Genomic DNA, 16,381 nt, shown 5'->3' on the forward strand with positions numbered 1-16,381 from the left:
AAATTGGATAGGGGCTTTGTGCGTCGTGCTTAATTCTTATTTAGGAACTTCTGCGTCGTGAATTTTCTTAATAAAGAAACCAACGTAGAAAAGGCATAAAACGATAACAACTGCCAAAATGCCGAATGACATAAATAAAACTGGGTCGCTAAAAAAATCTCTGAAGAATACGTTCATGGTTGTGCCTCCTAATGTCTATGGGTTAATCATAGGCTGGCTTGAGGACGGCTGATATGATCCAGATCAAGCAATTTTCCTGATGCTAAATAAGCCGATTTAATAGTTGATTTGGATCAAGTTTATAAGGGCAGTTCAAATTTTTAAGCAGAGCAAGAGGGGGGGCTTGATAAAAGTCAGTATTTAGCCTGCGCTACGTGCTAACTCTTTTTGCTAAACATGTCATCTGTACTATCTTTTCTAAATCCAACTTGTAGGAGAGTAAGATGTATTTAGTTAGACTGATTTACACAAGTGAAATTAGCGATGGGTTTGGGCCTAATGACATCGAAGATATTCTTGAGAAAGCGAAAAAGAATAATGCTGAATGCAATGTAACAGGGTTGCTGTGTTTTAATAGCACACATTTTCTGCAGTGCTTAGAAGGATCTCGTAAAGCGGTCAATGAGACTTATCATCGTATTCTTAATGACACTCGCCATCGCAATATCATCATGCTTAATTACTGTGAAATTGTTGAGCGTGAATTTGAAAATTGGTCAATGGGCTATATACCTTATTCAAAACTTACAACCCCATTAAACTTAAAGTACTCTGGTAGCAGCGCATTTAATCCATTAGCCATGTCAGCTGGAAGCGCCCATAAACTTATGTTGGCTTTACGGGACTCGTTGCTCACACATACTATGTAATGCTTGCAAGTGTCACTACAGTGACACTTGCTCACCTTCATTCAATATGTAAAGGGGAACTTGGCTGTCCATCTGCTTTTGCATCTGCAGTAATCTTAATAATGCAGAGTGGCTTGAATGGTCGCCCATTTGCCAGCTTGAATTGCCATAACCCCATGGGATCATCACTTTACAACTTAGCTCCTCAGCAGCGTTTAAAGTGTCTTCTGGCGTTGTGTGGACATAGCGATACCACTTACCATTTTCCTCATGGTAATAAGAAGCGATGGGCATTAAACATATATCAATCTCGCCATATTTTTGCTTAATATCCTGAAAATGTTTTGAATACCCAGTATCGCCAGCAAAATATAATGTTTTTCCATTTTGCTCAAGTAACCAGCCACTCCATAAATCTTTGTTGTGGTCGTCGTAGATGAAAGGCACCATGATGCGACTGCTAAAGTGATGGGCTGGCACTGCATGAATCGTTAAATCATTAATCTGTGTACTTGCGTACCAGGCCATTTCTGAAATATCAAAGCCACCTGTTGGGAAGTTATCGGCAAATCCTAATGGCACTAGATAGCGTGGTTTGTTACCAATTTCTTCAATATCGGCTTTGTTAAAATGATCATAGTGAATATGTGAATACAGTACCGCATCTAAGTCATTAATTTCAGCTTGTGAGGGCCAAAAACCTGGCTTGCGATAAATACCCCCAGCGAGCTTAAAGGCCAAGTCTACGGGCGAATCAAATTGCTCTTTGACTGGGTCAAACAAGAGCTGTTCACCATTGGGTGATTGAATATAAAAACCAGCATGGCCTAGCCAGCGAACTGTAAACCCTGAGTTGATTTCAGGCACATGTTGTTCTGCTTGAAACTGGCATTGTGAGTTGCTGTCGTCGCAAATAAGCAGGTCTGATTCTTCATAGCAATTATCAGTGCAGGTTGTTGGGTACTCTTTATCCCCAGGGTAAAGGTTGTGGTAGCGACCTTCGTACTTCCCCTCGGTTTTTAATGGCGTGATGGTGCCTTCACCGGCAATAACATTGACCTTATTAGGGCTGCTACAGGCTATTAAAAGTGCTGCTGCAATAAGTGTTGAGAGTGTTTTTAAATGCATACCATGCTTACTTTTTATTCTTTGCCGTGAGTTTAGCAAAATAAGATTTAAGATAAATCATTAAAAAGTAACAAGAGATTACACAAAAAAGCCTACGTTTAAGTAGGCTTAGTAAAAAATAGTGCGGGCTAATTAACCTGCTTTATTCATTTGCTCAATGAACTTATTAGAGTCTTCGATAGATTTGTTCATGTCGTCCATTAACACTTTAATATCGCGTTTAAGATTAGTGAACTCACCTTTGATGGCAGAAACTGCTTGCGCGTTTAAGTTGTGTTTTAAATACAGAACGTTGTCATGTAAAGACGATAACACGGGTTCCATCTTGCTTTCAGCAGCGCGCATTGAGCGTAGCAGTTGGTCAAACTGGCGTTTAGTTGCATTGAGCTTTTTGCTGCTTTCACGTTTTAGTGAGGCACTTTTATATTGCTCAAGTTCATCAGCCCATTCTTCAAATAACGCTTCGGCTACATCTTCAACTTTATTGATGTTGCTTGTTACGTCGTTTGCTGCCGATAGGCTCGACTCGTAATCATCATTAAGTTGATTGTAGGCATCTTGTAGTTCACCACCATCAAAATTGATAAGCGTGGTTAATCTATCTAATGCTGATTGAAACTCTTCTTGTGACTCTTGTTGTGCTTCTTTTGTTTCTTCTACGCGGTCCACTAAAATGTCGCGTTTATGCACACCGACAGACTCCATGGCTGAGTAATAAGCTGACTGACAGCCTGATAATGCCATTGTTACTGCAAATAGTGGTGCACTTAAAAGTGTCAGTTTTTTCATTGAGAATCCTTTTTAGGTACCTGTCATTTCAAATTATGTGGTGGATTGCTATGATTATCAAAACATTTTAGCAGAAATTAGATTCTATGAATGAGAAGCTCACTCGTTATAAGCTGCAAATAAGCATTTTCTTAAAGCAACAGCCTGCTTGGTGGATGCAGTATCTTAATCGTTGTATTGACGATCAAATCACTGTCAATGCGGGTTATTTGGCTTATGTAACCTTATTATCAATTGTGCCGTTAGTGGCGGTTGGTGTTGCTATTTTTTCTGCTTTTCCGGGTTTCGAAAGCACTTTGGTAACCATAGAAAACTTTTTGTTTACTAATCTTGTGCCAACTTCGTCAGATGTCATTAAAGAGCATATTAGCGCCTTTGCCGGTAATGCGAATAAAATGACTGCCGTCGGTGTGGGCTTTTTAGCGGCGGTATCTTTGCTGCTTATTCGCAATGTCGATGCCACATTGAACCGGATTTGGCGTATCAAGAAAAAACGTCCAATGATGATTTCGTTTGCTGTTTATTGGATGGTGCTGAGCTTAGGCCCTGTACTATTAGGGGCAAGCATTGGTGTTACCTCATACATTGTGTCTTTAGTGTCATTTGCTGATCAAGGGATACCGGGATTTAGTGGCTTTTTATTGAAATTATTACCTTACATAATTTCAATGGTTGGCTTCATTATGCTCTATACTTTAGTTCCTAACACACGAGTTCCATTTAGAGCGGCAATTCCAGGCGCTTTGTTTGCAGCTATGTTGTTCGAGCTGACAAAGAAAGGCTTTGCTTTGTACATCAGCCACTTCCCATCATACGAAGTAATTTATGGTGCACTGGCAACGATCCCAATTTTATTTGTATGGGTGTATTTGTCATGGGTTGTCGTATTACTCGGTGCAGAATTTACTGTTTGTATCAGCCCTGAAAACATTGAAGACACGCCTGATATAGAAGTTTAAATATACTGCACCTAAGGAGAGCGAGGTGCAGTTACATCCACATTATATTGCCAACCGTGACTATCATTTGAGTGTTGGCGATGGTCATCAAATTCATGTGCAAGAGTATGGGGCCGCGACAGGTATCGCTGTGGTGTTATGTCATGGCGGGCCCGGTGCGGGTTTGTGTCCTGAAAATTGCCGCTTTTTCGATTTAGAACGTTTTCGGGTGATCATGTTCAGCCAGCGTGGCTGTGGTCACTCAACTCCTCATGATATCTCTCAAAATACCACCTCAGAGTTAGTTGCAGATCTTGAGTTTTTGCGCAATCAGTTGGGCATTGAAAAGTGGCTAGTGTGTGGCGAATCTTGGGGGGCAACCTTAGCGCTCGTATACGCAATTAAGCACCGGGAACACATTTCGGGGCTTATTTTACGGGCCAGTTTTTTAGCTTGTAACAGTGATTTTGAATGGCTTTACACAACAAAAGGAGCCGGCGCGCATTTCTATCCAGAATGCTTTAATGAATTTGCACATGATTACACTGATTGGCATGCCTTACTCGACTTTTATCAGCAACAACTAAACAGTGATGATCAAATTAAAGCCAGTAAATTTGCCAAGCAGTGGTGTCATTGGGAGCAGGTGTTATGTCATGGTGAGCCCTTAACAAACTGGGGGTTACAAGAGCCTCATGTTGGGCTAAATCAAGCAAGGTTAATGGTGCATTATTTTCGTCATCACTGTTTTATTGAAGAAGGCTATATCGCAGAAAATGCGCATGTCTTAACGCATCTACCCATTTGGTTTATTCATGGCCGTGCCGATTTGATCTGTCGCTATAGTGCCGTACAGCAGCTTGCTGAACAGTTAAATGCGCAATTATTGATTTTAGATGGCATTGGGCACAGCAGCGATAATCAGGTATATTTGGCGGCAATGCGACGTGCCGCAGATTTAATGTATATCAAGTTATCGAGGGATCAATGCAAGGCTTAATTCAAAGAGTAAAACAGGCAAAAGTAGAAGTGGCAGGCGCAGTAGTCGGTGAAATTTCGCAAGGTATTTTGCTGCTATTAGGTGTTGAAAAACAGGATACCGAGCAAAGCGCTCAAAAGCTTTTACACAAAGTCAGTAATTACCGTATTTTTACCGATGAACAAGGAAAGATGAATTTAAGTTTGAGTGATATCAAGGGGGAGCTTTTAGTGGTTTCGCAGTTTACGTTAGCAGCCGACACTAAAAAGGGCATGCGTCCGAGCTTTTCAAGTGCTGGCACGCCAGAACAAGCCAACACGCTCTATGAGTATTTTATCACAGAAGCTAAAAAAGCAGGTTTAACAGTAGCTACAGGGAAATTTGGTGCTGATATGCAAGTAAGCCTATGTAACGATGGCCCCGTTACTTTTAATTTATCTGTGTAACAGACAGCTACTTTTTGATCATCACTATGTGGTTCACGTAGTCGGGGATTTTTACAATGCTTGGCCGCTTACCGAATTCAGTGATTAGTAGGTGTTCAAGTTGTTTTAGCTGCGATGGGTGATTAGATAAAAAATTAATGAACAACAAGCCATCTTTTGCCATCGCTGCTCTTAGTTTAGTGTAAAACTGGTGTTTGTATAAAAATAATGGCGCATCTACCTCACTGAATAAATCTAGGATAATCCAATTGTATTCGTTGTTTTGCTCTAACACTTGCTGAGCATCAAAACAGTGTAGGTTATTAGCGTGATCGCCCCCAAAATAGCGTTTATAGCAGTGAATTATGTCGGGGTTTTTATCTACCGATGTCAGTTGGCTATCAGGGTAGGTGTGCTGTAAGTAATTACGAATAGCACCACCACCTAGCCCTAGTTCTAAAATCTTTTGAGGTTCGTCTAGGTCTTGCCAAAGTTTTGCAAGGTATTGTAAGTGTGGGAAAAGTAATCTAGCAGGGCGGCGTTTTTCGATAACGGATTGCAGGGTTTCGTTGATCAGTAACCAACGTAATTGGTTAAGTTGCCTAACTTGAATACTGTAATTGCCTTGCTTATGCCAATAAATGAGTTGCCCTAATCGGTGACAGTCCTCAATAAAACTATGTTTTACTGCGCCACTGGGTTCAAAAAAATGTTCCATATTTCGGGCCTTTAGCAATATCATTATAAAAATAAGACAATTATTTCAGCATAGACCAGTAGGCATAAAGTGCAATTGTGCATTAGTTTTTACAGCTAAGAATAATAATTTAGGCTGGGTCACCAAAGTATTATTCCAACTTGTTAGAAGATAGCGTATCGTAATTCGCATTCAAAAGGCCATGAGAAAAACAACAGACAGTGGCTGAATTATCACAGGAGTTTTTATGTTTAAAGTGACCACCCCACAAAGCAGCGAAGATTGGCAAGCGTATTATTCATTGCGTTGGCAGGTTTTAAGAGCACCTTGGGGCGAGCCGCGCGGTTCTGAGCAAGATGACTTGGAGCAAGACGCAGAGCACCGCTTTATCAAAAATAATAACGGCGACGTATTAGGTGTAGCTCGCCTGCATTTTAATAATCACAAGCAAGCGCAAGTTCGTTATATGGCGGTCGCTGAAGGTAATCGTAACCAGCATATTGGTAGCCGTTTATTACATGAATTAGAAAAAATAGCATGGACTCAAGATGCCGACGAGCTGGTATTGTTTGCTCGTGAGCGAGCCCTTGATTTCTATAAGCGTCATGGCTACGAAGTAAAAGAAAAAGCACACCTTGCTTATGATGATGTTCAGCACTGGAAAATGGTAAAACAAAAGCCGTCTGAGCCGGGGTGGTTCCGCCATCCAAACTGGACACAAGTGCTGCAAAACACGTGGCGTGAGTCGATCCCAATCAGTGATGCGATGGGTATTAAAGTAGAAAGCTATACCGATTGGCAGTTTACCACTCGCGCCGACTTAGATGCGAACTTAAACCTTCATAACACCATGTTTGCTGGCTCGATTTATAGTTTAGCGACTTTAACTGGGTGGGGCGCAACCTACCTTGCACTAAAAGAAGCAGGGCTTGAAGGGAATATCGTGTTAGCTGATGCCAACATTAAATACCTTAAACCACTGAATAACGACCCTCGTGGAAGTGTTGAGCTGGCTGGTTGTAAAGGCAAGTTAGCGGAGTTAGAAGACAGTGGTAAAGCAAGCTACCATGTGCCAGTAAACATATACGATGGCGATGTGTTAGTGGCAGAATTTGAAGGTCACTTCATCGTTAAAAAATAACGACTATTTAGAGCGAGCTAACTAAAGCTCGCTCTTTATCAGTTAAAGTAGGTCAGTTAATAGAATACCCACACCAAAACGTTCAATATCGGCGTTGTAATCAATTAAGCTTTCGCCATAACCATTAAAGTATTGTGCGTAACCACGTAATCGGCCCCAAAGAGGGAAAGACCAATCTAATTGGATTGCACCGCGGTTATCTGAATTTAAGTTATTACGGGTCATAAAGCTAAATTCATGCTCGTTGTAACGGTATGCACCCGAGAACTCAAAGTAACCCATGTATTTGTAGATATCTGGATTATCATCGCCACGGGCTTCGAGCTCATCGTCTTTTTTATCTTCAGGAATGCGGTACCAAGGCTTAAAGCTAAATACAAAGCCATCTTTTTCCCATAAGAAATCCGCATAAATACGGTTCCATGAACGAGAATTTGGCTGGCTGCGGCCATTCGATTGATGTGAGGCACCAATTGCAATTGCCATTTCATCGCCCCAAAGCACATGCTCAGGGTCGAGGTAGTTCACCCAGAATATCTCAGGTTCATAATTCGTTTCACGAAACGGTGATGAAATATCTTTATTATAAAACTGCCAAAACGATTGCATGGTAAATGCAAAAAATACGCCTTGGTCTTTATCTGAGAAGCCTTCGAAGATAGGCACTTTGATTGATAGTTGATATTTTACTTCAAGATTATCAAGTGGCTCGCCATCGACTTCTTCAGCGAGGTCTTTTAGGCCATCAAAAGGGCGCTCATTAGGATTGGATACGTAAGACAGCGGCAATATATAGTTACGCTTATGTGGGGTGATCACATTACGGTTTTTCTTACTTACTTCTTCACGGGCTTTACGTTTTTCAAGAGCGGTGAGCTTTTTGCTCTCGTCTAAGTCAGAACATTTTTTACGAAGTTCTTCGAGTGTTTGTTTACCGTCACCGCCAATAGCTTCGTTCAAAATACACTGCTTTACGAGTTCTAGCGCGTCATCTTGTTCGTTAGTTTGTGGTTGTTCAGTTTGAGCAAATACAGGTACAGAAAATAAGCCAGCGGCTGCCAGCCAAATGCGCCATCCCATTGCAGTTCCCTTTCAGTAGACTTGTAAGTAGGTATAATTATAACGATTTTTACATAAGTAACCGTGAACTTGTACTGAATTGTTGAAATTTTAGGTAAATAGAGAGCCCCAAGCTAAGCTTGGAGCCCTGCTGTAACGGCCTAAGGGCTTAAGCCGTCGACTCTCACGCAATGAGAAGGGATGAGCTTATAGCTCAAATACGTTGGTAAAAAACTTATAAAGTTCGGTACCTTGATTCACGCTTGCTGAAGCAAAATGCAAAATAGCGATGGCGTCTTTATCAAAACTTAATGTTTGTAGCGGCTGCTCAGAAAGGTAGCGCTCCATTCTTAAAATACGGGCGATAGGCTCACCTGCTTTAATATGGCCACCCAGTGGGGCAAGGTATTCTACCATGCCACCCATAGGGGCGTAGTAAGCTATATAATCTTCAAGCATACAGGCATAGCGTGTCATCGCTTTTGGTTGGTACGCAGCATCAACTAATACCTCTTTGTAATTGAGGTAACTTAAAATGCTATTTGCATCATCAAGTGCTGCACTTAAATCGATTTTTTCTTGGCTACCTAGCTCAACGGTGAATGCTTCGACTTGGACAGCGAATTCACGGCCTTGCTTGCCAAGCTCTTCAGATAGTGACCACCATGGACAGAAACTCGCTTCATCCATCGCGCCATCAAAATCACTTGGGATCAATAACACATGTTCGATGTTAAAGTAGCTCGCGCTTTCTTTGGCGTATTCAGGGCAGTATAAGTGCTGACTTGAGATAGGCCCGGTGTGAAGATCTAAAACAATATCAGCCTGATGGGCGAGCTTTTGCAAGTTAAGCGCAATACGCTTACCCGTTGGTAGGCTGTAATCTGGGCCCGTTAATTGACTGTCGATGTCAGCAACGAGTGCCTGTTTAAACGCCGCTTTAAGGGTCGCATCATCACTGTCTTTATGCTGTTCAGCAATCTGTGACGGTAACGCTTTATTAAAGCGGTACATACGGTTCCAGTTGGTGCCAGTAATTGGATCGAAGCGACCTAAAGTAAACTCACCTGATTTTTGGTTGCAACCAATAGGGTTGGCATAAGGCACTAGAGTAATATCGCCACGCAGCTTGAGTGATTTTAGCTGCTCAAGCAATTGATAAATTACTGCGTTACCTTGTACTTCAGCGCCGTGCATATTGGCTTGTATATACACGTTTGGCCCCGTGCCATCGCCTTTTAAGCGATACACAGGAATTGTCAGTGGTAGGCCGTTTGCAATCTCGCCAACCACAATATTCTCTTGGCTGATTAATTCTTTACTCATGGTGATTACCTTAAATAATAGCTGGCATCTTCAGCGCTACGGATGCACTCAATATTGCCTTGTTCAAGGATGTATTCAGCCGCTAATTCGTGGCATAGAAAGTACGGCATACTTTCGGTGAAGCCATATGCGCCACATTGGCTGAATACCAACCAGTCTTGCTCATTTAAATCGCTCGCTAATTGGTGCTCACCTAAGCAATCAAGGGCGGTGCAAAGTGGCCCGTATAAAGTCATTGCTGCAGGCTCAGCCGTCGATTCGCGTAGTAACGATGCAGGAAAATCTTGGCTTGTCACAGCTGGGCGAAGTAAATGGTTAATACCGCCTGATAAAATGACCTGCTGTTGATTGTAATTTACTTTACGCTCAACAACTGGCGTTGCGTAATGGCCGCATTCGCCCACCGCATAGCGGCCAAGTTCCATCCAAAGCTCATTAACACCGGCATCTGCTTTTATGCTCGCCAGGGTCTCGATAAGTGCAGACCAATCGAGTCGGTTAGCATCTTGCGTATAAGGAATGCCTAAGCCCCCCTAAGTCGAGAATATTAAGATTAATGTTTAATGAGCGTGCTAGCTGTTGCAGTGGCGCAATCATCGCGCGCCATAGCTCGGCGAGCTTGTCAGTGCTCAGCATATTGCCCCATTGGAAAATATGCAGACCATCAAAGCTAAGAGCAGGGTAATCACTTGCAGTGAGTGCTTGCCACTCATCGCAGCCCAAACCAAAAGGAGTGAGGCTATCACCACCAAGTGGGTTCTTTTCGCTGTCTGGCCAACGAAGTTGTACACGCAATAGAACTTGCAGCTGACAATTTGCTTTTGTTGCTTGTTCGCTTAACCAGCGAACTTGGTTAATGCTCTCGGCCACAAAAGTACGTACGCCGCGAGCAATAAAATGTGAAATTTGTGCAGGGCTTTTTGCAGGCCCTGTGTTGAGCACGCGCTCGCTATCGATGCCTTGGGCAAGTACTTGCTCAAGTTCACCTTTACTTGCAACATCAAAGTTAAACCCTGCGCTGTCTAAACATTGAATAATGCGAGACAGTGGGTTGGCCTTAACGGCATACCAAAGTTTTACATCGGTTTGTGCAGTCAGTTGATTTAAATGTGCAGTTAATTTATCTAAATCATAGATAAAAAATGGCGTATCAAGATGCGTTGAAACGTGTTCAGCCGCTTGCTTGATGGGCGTGCTCAAAAAGCTCATTAACGTAAAACCTCTTCTAACAGTAATGATGCATCGCTTTGTTCGTCACGGTATTTCACGATCAATGCACACGACATGCTTAGACCTTGTTCACGACCCCATGCATTTGAAGCTGGACGAGAGCCTGGGATCACAATCGCGTTTTCTGGGATTGCTTCACCTTTGTCTAGCTGGCGCTCGTTAACGCAATCGTAGACAGGAATGGTTGCCGATAAGCGAACACCCGGCGCAAGTACAGCACCTTTTTTCACAACCACACCTTCAACAATAACGCAGCCTGCGCCAATGAATGCGCCATCTTCAATTACCACAGGGCTGGCACCAATTGGCTCAAGTACGCCACCTAATTGCACTGCTGCACTTAGGTGAACATTTTTACCCACTTGTGCACATGAACCCACTAGTGCGTGGCTGTCGACCATTGTGCCTTCGTCGATGAACGCGCCAATATTTACATACGCTGGAGGCATGATAATGGTGCCTTTGGCAACGTGTGCACCACGACGAACACTGCTACCACCTGGTACCATACGCACGCCTGCATCTGCTGCAAAGCCTTGTGGTGCTAAGTTGTGCTTATCAACAAAACCACCCGGGAACTCGGTATTTGTGCCATTTTTAAAGGCTTCTAAAATGCCTTGTTTAACTTCAACATTGGCGTGCCAGTTGCCGTTCTCGTCTTGTGTTGCTGCGCGAACTGCGCCTGATTCTAAGTTGTTTAATAATTCTAACCAGCTCATGATAAAACCTGTTTTTAGTTCCAAGATAAAATTGTGTTGTTTGCGTGGGTGATGCTGTCTGTTTGCTCAAGCTCTAAATGCGTAAGCGGCGGACGTAAATGCGGGGTATTTATTTTACCTTGCAGGTGCATCAGTACTTTTACGGGGATTGGATTTGCTACAGCGAATAAACTTTGGATTGCTTGCGACCAATCGGTGAATAGATTTGGGTATTGACCACTTAAACTGCGTTTAACAAACTCATGGGTTTGAATCGGCCAAGCATTCGCGGCAACCGAAACTAAACCTTTGGCACCAGCTTGAGCAAAATACGGCATAAGTGCATCATCGCCACTGAAAATGGCTAATGTTGGTGATGCCGTTCTAAAGCCTTCAAATTTGCTAATGTCGCCACTGGCCTCTTTTAAAGCCCAAAGATTTTTGTGCTCAGCAAGGTTTTTGATCACCTGCGGTGAGATCTCAACTGCGCTACGTCCTGGTACGTTATACAACATACAAGGGTGATGGCTTGCGTTAAGTAGGCTTTCAAACCAATGTGTTTGGCCAACAACCCCAGGTTTTGCATACAGAGGTGAGCCCAATAGATAGCCATGAATAGGTAGTTGGTTGCAGTATTCAACCCAAGCAACTTGTTGCTTGAGGTTCATGCCGCCCACAGCAACCATAAGTGGTACAGTCGGTGCTAATTGGCAAACATGCTCAACAATGGCTTGTTGCTCTTTGAGTGAAAGCGCCAGTCCTTCACCGGTACTGCCAAGCAATAAAATGCCGTTATTTGCATCTTGCTGCTCAGTGACCAGTTGTTCAAGGGCCGTGTAATCGACCTCGCCAGATTCAGAAAATGGCGTGACAAGTGCTGTCCATAATGGATAGTCGTTTAAATCAAAATTGTTGATCATCTCTCACGAACTTATAAGGTATTCGAAGAGTTTATGCGGGAACATTTGAATGGAGCCGCATGTTGTCGTTCGAACAAGGTATAATTCGAAGAGCGAATGGGCTTAAAATAATAAAGACGCGACGGCCTTATTATACTAAGACCAGAAGCTCTCCACCAAACTAATCAATAGCGTTTTGCTATTGTTGGTGACAGTCGCTGGGATTCAGCCCAGTCGCCCGAAATAAGCACCTCACAAACGGTGTTACTTCTCGGCGTTAATTCCCCTCACGTATGATCAACAGAGTCTGTGCTCTTCCCATACGCTACCTGAATAACGCACCTCTTCCAGCCCTTTATGCTCGCTTTAAAGGTTAAAGCCAACATAGTTAAATAGGGTATTGGCGGCGATTAAAGCATTTTAGCCATCTAGGTGTCAAGGCGAAGGATTTGTTTTTTAGTGACCGATTTTGCAACATGGTTACGTATAACCATGTTTTTACGTACACTTAGCGCTAACCACATAAATTGGAAAAATGATGGAAAAATTCAACGATATTTATCAACGAGCCGTATCTCGAAAGGGCAGTGAAGAAATGCTGCATGCGCTGTTATCAAACCCGCTCGATGATACTGATATTGCCAAAATGCATGACGATTTATGGTTAGAAGAGTTTACGCGTAAAGTCTTTCAAAGCGGCTTTTATTGGTCTGTAATCAATAATAAGTGGGCTGGTTTCCGTGATGTGTTTTGGGATTTCAGCGTAGAAAAATTATTGATGATGCCACCGGATATGCTTGAGCAAAAAGCTAGTGACGAACGTATCATCCGAAATTTCAAAAAAGTACAAACGATCCCTGAAAATGCATACATGATCCACGAAGTTGCCGAAAAACATGGCAGCTTCAGTCAATTTATAGCAGATTGGCCAACTGACAATATTATTGGTCTGTGGGCTTATCTTAAAAAACATGGCGCTCGATTAGGAGGCAACACTGGCCCTTACGCTTTGCGAGCGCTTGGTAAAGATACCTTTTTGCTTTCTCGCGATGTAGAAGCCTACTTGCGTGCCCATGAGTTGATTGATGGCGGCTTACAAACTAAAAAGTCATTACAAGCGGCGCAAGACTTCTTCAATGAATTACAACAACAAAGTGGTTACAGCCTGCAGGCACTTAGTCAGCTCGTGGCTTATGGTGTAGGTGATAACCGCGTAGGTGTCGCAACACGTTAAGGACAGTTATGAAACTGCAAACTCGATACACAGATATTAGTGAACTACTTGCGATTAAAGATATGCCTAGCGCCGTTGCTGAGCCGCAATTGCTGCTCTTCAATGACAAGCTCGCTGATAATTTTGCGATTAATCACGACAGCGAATTTTTAGCTAAATTGTTATCTGGTTCAACGATAGATAACGACGTTGCACCGGTTGCACTTGGTTACTCAGGTCATCAATTTGGTCATTTTTCACCGCGTCTTGGTGATGGCCGAGCACATTTGCTTGGCGCTATTGCAGATAAAGATGGCACATTGTGGGACTTGCAGTTAAAAGGCGCTGGAGCAACAGTGTTCTCGCGCGGTGGTGATGGTCGCTGTGCCATAGGCCCAGCAGTACGAGAGTACATAATGAGTGAGGCGCTTAATGCGCTTGGCATCGCAACTACGCGCTGTTTAGCTGTGGTTACAACTGGCGAAACGGTATATCGTCAGCCACCTCGCCCGGGTGCAGTTGTTACTCGCCTAGCGAAAAGCCATATCCGTGTGGGTTCATTTCAATATTTAGCTACCCAAGGGGATATCGAAGGGCTAGAAAAGCTCGTTGATTACGCAATTAATTGTCATTTTCCTGACATTAACAGCACGGGTGAGCAGCGTTATATTGAATTTTTAACTGCCGTACTCGATAAGCAAATTGAGCTTGTTATCAGCTGGATGCGAATTGGCTTTATACATGGCGTGATGAATACCGATAATACCTTGATTAGTGGTGAAACGATTGACTATGGTCCTTGTGCGATGATGAATCAGTTTGACCTAGACACGGTGTTCAGTTCAATTGACCATCAAGGACGTTACGCATTTGGTAATCAACCCAATATTGCCAATTGGAATATTGCACGTTTGGCTGAAAGCTTAATTCCGTTATTTGCTGATCAAGAGAGTGCCGTCGAAAAACTCTCGCCGGTAGTGAATGATTTTGCAGCTAAATTCAATGATGCATTTAATACTATGTGGCAGCAGAAATTAGGATTAGCAGATCAGCAAGAAGGCGATCATGCTTTGGTTTCAGAATTGCTAAGTTTAATGAAACAACATCAGCTTGATTATACCAATACTTTCAATGCGCTCACTGAATCTTTAGTGAGAGACTTTGCTATCGATTCTCAACTTAAAGGATGGGTTTCAAAATGGAAGTTAAGAACATCTCCTGAAAGTTACAGCACAATGCGAGCTGTTAATCCTGCAGTCATTCCACGCAATCATAATATTGAAATGATCTTGGCTGAGTATGAACAAACAGCTCAAAGCGTTTCACTTGATGAGTTTATGAAAGTCATCAAAGCTCCATATAAGTATGAGGAACAATTTGCTGCATGGTATCAACCTCCGAAGGAAGGTGATTGTAATTACCAAACTTTTTGTGGTACTTAAGGGTTAATCTTTATGGTTGATAACAATTGTAAATGCTCATTTTTTAAAATCTAAGTGTTCGTTGATTGAGCAAGCTAGCCGCCAGTGTTATGATTTATATCAATAAAATAGCACTAAAGTTTTGCTTTTTAACGAAAATTTACAAATAAAGTTGCTTTCAACTTGTTGATTTAAAAATAACCAATATAATAATGTAATTGGGAATGGACTTTTATCGGTTTTGAAGTCAGTAGATTGGGCTGAAAAGCGGCTTTCACCTAATCATAACAAAGCGATCTAAAGGCATTGTTATGCAAAGTTATTTAGATAACCTATTATTGGGTAATTGACTGAAATTACTCGGCAAGATTTTTGTTCTGTACCGAGTTCGTTAAGTTTTGATTAACTATTAGTCGACTACTCTGTTTAAACTGATTGAGCTGGTTTAACTTAGCTACAATTTTAATTGTGAAAATGGGAAGGAAACAATGAAATTAAAATCACTTACTATTGCTTTAGCACTTGCTGCAACTAGTGCTTCAAGCTTCGCTGCCGAAAAGCAAGGTTTCTACATCGGCGCATTTGGCGACTACTATGACGCATCTTGGGAAGACGTTCGTGACTTTTCAGCTGGCGGCCTAAATGTAGATGATTCTACAGGTTGGGGCTTAGAGCTTGGTTATCGTTTCAGTGATTACTGGAGCGCTCGTTTAGAATACGCTGATATGGATTTCGACTACAGCGTAGATTTAAACGATGGCACTACAATGAGTGGTTCTGAAAGCGGCAAACGTTACGGTATCGACGCTTTATATCACTTAGGTGGTGGTCCATTCTACGGTATTTTCGGTCTTAAAAATCTTGATGCGGTTGATGAAGATCTAATGTTCGCAAACGTGGGGGCTGGTTACCAACACTACTTCACAGATAATTTCGCATTTAACGCTGAAACATCTTTATACCAAGGTCTTGACCGTGGTTACACAGATGTTGGCGCTAAATTAGGCCTAAGCTACATCTTTGGCGCACAAAGCTCAGCTTCAGAGCCAGTTGAACCTGCTCCAACAGTTGTTCCTGTTGCAGTTGAGCCAGTTGATAGCGATGGCGATAACATCCCTGATGCTGATGACCAATGTGCTAACACGCCAATGACAGATGCTGTGGATGGCACTGGTTGTACATTATATGAAGACCGTGAAGTAACTAAGAGCTTACTAATCACGTTCCCTAACAACACATCTAAAGTTTCTCAACAATATCTAGATGACATTGACCGTGCTGCTAAGTTCTTAAAAGAGCACCCAGGTACTGACGTAGTACTTGAAGGTCACACTTCATCAGTTGGTAAAGCTGACTACAACAAGTGGTTATCTAAGAAACGTGCTGATGCAGTTGCTAAGAAACTAATCGAAGATGGCATTGATCCAATGCGTCTAACTACTGTTGGTATGGGTGAGGAACGCCTTAAAAACCCTGCAAATACGCCAGAAGCTCACGCTGAAAACCGTCGTGTTGAAGCGAAAGTAACTGTAATTGAGCGTGTTAAAGTAGAGCGTTAATTTAACTCTTTACGAAAGTTTTAAAAACCCA

General features: G+C 42.5%; 16 protein-coding genes, 1 pseudogene and 1 riboswitch. Of the genes and pseudogenes, 8 read left to right on the plus strand and 9 right to left on the minus strand.

The window, feature by feature from the left end; all coding sequences use genetic code 11:
- Nucleotides 1-36 precede the first annotated feature (36 nt).
- Entirely contained in the window at nt 37-177 is a 141-nt protein-coding gene (locus P4S60_RS00275) for a DUF3149 domain-containing protein (RefSeq protein WP_119852677.1), read from the minus strand.
- 266 nt (nt 178-443) lie between these two features.
- On the opposite strand from P4S60_RS00275, the gene P4S60_RS00280 reads away from it, so the two are divergent.
- Entirely contained in the window at nt 444-869 is a 426-nt protein-coding gene (locus P4S60_RS00280; RefSeq protein WP_337114605.1) for a BLUF domain-containing protein, read from the plus strand.
- Nucleotides 870-884: 15 nt separating this feature from the next.
- Here the strand turns inward: P4S60_RS00280 and P4S60_RS00285 are convergent, their stop codons facing one another.
- Both P4S60_RS00285 and P4S60_RS00290 read right to left on the minus strand, forming a co-directional pair.
- Nucleotides 885-1,976: an MBL fold metallo-hydrolase gene (locus tag P4S60_RS00285; protein ID WP_337114606.1), complete on the minus strand. Its 1,092-nt coding sequence runs from the start codon at nt 1,974-1,976 to the stop codon at nt 885-887.
- A 132-nt stretch (nt 1,977-2,108) separates the two neighbouring features.
- Entirely contained in the window at nt 2,109-2,765 is a 657-nt protein-coding gene (locus tag P4S60_RS00290; RefSeq protein ID WP_337114607.1) for a DUF2959 domain-containing protein, read from the minus strand.
- Nucleotides 2,766-2,851: 86 nt separating this feature from the next.
- On the opposite strand from P4S60_RS00290, the gene P4S60_RS00295 reads away from it, so the two are divergent.
- The 3 genes from P4S60_RS00295 to dtd are packed head-to-tail and all read left to right on the plus strand — an operon-like array spanning nt 2,852 to nt 5,128.
- A complete protein-coding gene (locus P4S60_RS00295) occupies nt 2,852-3,724 on the plus strand; it encodes a virulence factor BrkB family protein (protein WP_337114608.1) in 873 nt (290 codons plus the stop codon).
- 25 nt (nt 3,725-3,749) lie between these two features.
- Nucleotides 3,750-4,703: an alpha/beta fold hydrolase gene (locus tag P4S60_RS00300; RefSeq protein WP_337114609.1), complete on the plus strand. Its 954-nt coding sequence runs from the start codon at nt 3,750-3,752 to the stop codon at nt 4,701-4,703.
- The gene (gene dtd, locus P4S60_RS00305; RefSeq protein ID WP_337114610.1) at nt 4,691-5,128 is read left to right on the plus strand and encodes a D-aminoacyl-tRNA deacylase; all 438 of its coding nucleotides are present in this window, start codon (nt 4,691-4,693) and stop codon (nt 5,126-5,128) included. Before P4S60_RS00300 ends, dtd begins: the two co-directional genes overlap by 13 nt.
- Nucleotides 5,129-5,135: 7 nt before the next feature.
- On the opposite strand, the gene P4S60_RS00310 is transcribed toward dtd, so the two are convergent.
- Entirely contained in the window at nt 5,136-5,825 is a 690-nt protein-coding gene (locus tag P4S60_RS00310; RefSeq protein WP_337114611.1) for a spermidine synthase, read from the minus strand.
- A 226-nt stretch (nt 5,826-6,051) separates the two neighbouring features.
- On the opposite strand from P4S60_RS00310, the gene P4S60_RS00315 reads away from it, so the two are divergent.
- The gene (locus tag P4S60_RS00315; RefSeq protein ID WP_337114612.1) at nt 6,052-6,945 is read left to right on the plus strand and encodes a bifunctional GNAT family N-acetyltransferase/hotdog fold thioesterase; all 894 of its coding nucleotides are present in this window, start codon (nt 6,052-6,054) and stop codon (nt 6,943-6,945) included.
- Nucleotides 6,946-6,987: 42 nt separating this feature from the next.
- Here P4S60_RS00315 and P4S60_RS00320 read toward each other — a convergent pair whose 3' ends face one another.
- From P4S60_RS00320 to dapA, 5 genes and pseudogenes are all read right to left on the minus strand, one after another.
- Nucleotides 6,988-8,025: a phospholipase A gene (locus P4S60_RS00320; RefSeq protein ID WP_188731045.1), complete on the minus strand. Its 1,038-nt coding sequence runs from the start codon at nt 8,023-8,025 to the stop codon at nt 6,988-6,990.
- A 186-nt stretch (nt 8,026-8,211) separates the two neighbouring features.
- On the minus strand, nt 8,212-9,330 hold the full coding sequence (locus tag P4S60_RS00325; protein WP_337114613.1) for a succinylglutamate desuccinylase/aspartoacylase family protein: 1,119 nt from the start codon (nt 9,328-9,330) through the stop codon (nt 8,212-8,214).
- Between the two features lie 5 nt (nt 9,331-9,335).
- Nucleotides 9,336-10,539, minus strand: a pseudogene (locus tag P4S60_RS00330) (PLP-dependent decarboxylase).
- Nucleotides 10,539-11,279, minus strand: coding sequence for a 2,3,4,5-tetrahydropyridine-2,6-dicarboxylate N-succinyltransferase (locus tag P4S60_RS00335; protein ID WP_105180687.1), 741 nt, complete (start codon nt 11,277-11,279; stop codon nt 10,539-10,541). Before P4S60_RS00335 ends, P4S60_RS00330 begins: the two are co-directional and overlap by 1 nt.
- Nucleotides 11,280-11,293: 14 nt before the next feature.
- Nucleotides 11,294-12,178: a 4-hydroxy-tetrahydrodipicolinate synthase gene (dapA, locus tag P4S60_RS00340; protein WP_337114614.1), complete on the minus strand. Its 885-nt coding sequence runs from the start codon at nt 12,176-12,178 to the stop codon at nt 11,294-11,296.
- Nucleotides 12,179-12,315: 137 nt separating this feature from the next.
- A riboswitch (Lysine riboswitch) is annotated at nt 12,316-12,512 on the minus strand.
- 183 nt (nt 12,513-12,695) lie between these two features.
- On the opposite strand from dapA, the gene P4S60_RS00345 reads away from it, so the two are divergent.
- The 3 genes from P4S60_RS00345 (at nt 12,696) to P4S60_RS00355 (ending at nt 16,350) form a co-directional block, all read left to right on the plus strand.
- Nucleotides 12,696-13,391 carry a DNA-3-methyladenine glycosylase I gene (locus tag P4S60_RS00345; RefSeq protein ID WP_119853752.1) on the plus strand — a complete coding sequence of 232 codons (696 nt, stop codon included), beginning with the start codon at nt 12,696-12,698 and terminating at the stop codon, nt 13,389-13,391.
- Between the two features lie 8 nt (nt 13,392-13,399).
- The gene (locus tag P4S60_RS00350) at nt 13,400-14,812 is read left to right on the plus strand and encodes a protein adenylyltransferase SelO (RefSeq protein WP_337114615.1); all 1,413 of its coding nucleotides are present in this window, start codon (nt 13,400-13,402) and stop codon (nt 14,810-14,812) included.
- Nucleotides 14,813-15,279: 467 nt separating this feature from the next.
- Nucleotides 15,280-16,350: an OmpA family protein gene (locus P4S60_RS00355; protein ID WP_337114616.1), complete on the plus strand. Its 1,071-nt coding sequence runs from the start codon at nt 15,280-15,282 to the stop codon at nt 16,348-16,350.
- The last annotated feature ends 31 nt before the right edge of the window (nt 16,351-16,381 follow it).

The organism is Pseudoalteromonas sp. Hal040 (assembly GCF_037162425.1).
In the GTDB taxonomy this organism is placed as follows: domain Bacteria; phylum Pseudomonadota; class Gammaproteobacteria; order Enterobacterales; family Alteromonadaceae; genus Pseudoalteromonas; species Pseudoalteromonas gelatinilytica.

What these genes read in the sequence shown, in the direction of transcription:
- P4S60_RS00275 (WP_119852677.1), bottom strand. Translation starts at nt 177, where the DNA reads ATGAACGTATTCTTCAGAGATTTTTTTAGCGACCCAGTTTTATTTATG.
- P4S60_RS00315 (WP_337114612.1), top strand. Translation starts at nt 6,052, where the DNA reads ATGTTTAAAGTGACCACCCCACAAAGCAGCGAAGATTGGCAAGCGTAT.
- P4S60_RS00320 (WP_188731045.1), bottom strand. Translation starts at nt 8,025, where the DNA reads ATGGGATGGCGCATTTGGCTGGCAGCCGCTGGCTTATTTTCTGTACCT.
- P4S60_RS00355 (WP_337114616.1), top strand. Translation starts at nt 15,280, where the DNA reads ATGAAATTAAAATCACTTACTATTGCTTTAGCACTTGCTGCAACTAGT.
- P4S60_RS00280 (WP_337114605.1), top strand. Translation starts at nt 444, where the DNA reads ATGTATTTAGTTAGACTGATTTACACAAGTGAAATTAGCGATGGGTTT.
- P4S60_RS00290 (WP_337114607.1), bottom strand. Translation starts at nt 2,765, where the DNA reads ATGAAAAAACTGACACTTTTAAGTGCACCACTATTTGCAGTAACAATG.
- dtd (WP_337114610.1), top strand. Translation starts at nt 4,691, where the DNA reads ATGCAAGGCTTAATTCAAAGAGTAAAACAGGCAAAAGTAGAAGTGGCA.
- P4S60_RS00285 (WP_337114606.1), bottom strand. Translation starts at nt 1,976, where the DNA reads ATGCATTTAAAAACACTCTCAACACTTATTGCAGCAGCACTTTTAATA.
- P4S60_RS00345 (WP_119853752.1), top strand. Translation starts at nt 12,696, where the DNA reads ATGGAAAAATTCAACGATATTTATCAACGAGCCGTATCTCGAAAGGGC.
- P4S60_RS00295 (WP_337114608.1), top strand. Translation starts at nt 2,852, where the DNA reads ATGAATGAGAAGCTCACTCGTTATAAGCTGCAAATAAGCATTTTCTTA.
- P4S60_RS00350 (WP_337114615.1), top strand. Translation starts at nt 13,400, where the DNA reads ATGAAACTGCAAACTCGATACACAGATATTAGTGAACTACTTGCGATT.
- dapA (WP_337114614.1), bottom strand. Translation starts at nt 12,178, where the DNA reads ATGATCAACAATTTTGATTTAAACGACTATCCATTATGGACAGCACTT.
- P4S60_RS00310 (WP_337114611.1), bottom strand. Translation starts at nt 5,825, where the DNA reads ATGGAACATTTTTTTGAACCCAGTGGCGCAGTAAAACATAGTTTTATT.
- P4S60_RS00335 (WP_105180687.1), bottom strand. Translation starts at nt 11,279, where the DNA reads ATGAGCTGGTTAGAATTATTAAACAACTTAGAATCAGGCGCAGTTCGC.
- P4S60_RS00325 (WP_337114613.1), bottom strand. Translation starts at nt 9,330, where the DNA reads ATGAGTAAAGAATTAATCAGCCAAGAGAATATTGTGGTTGGCGAGATT.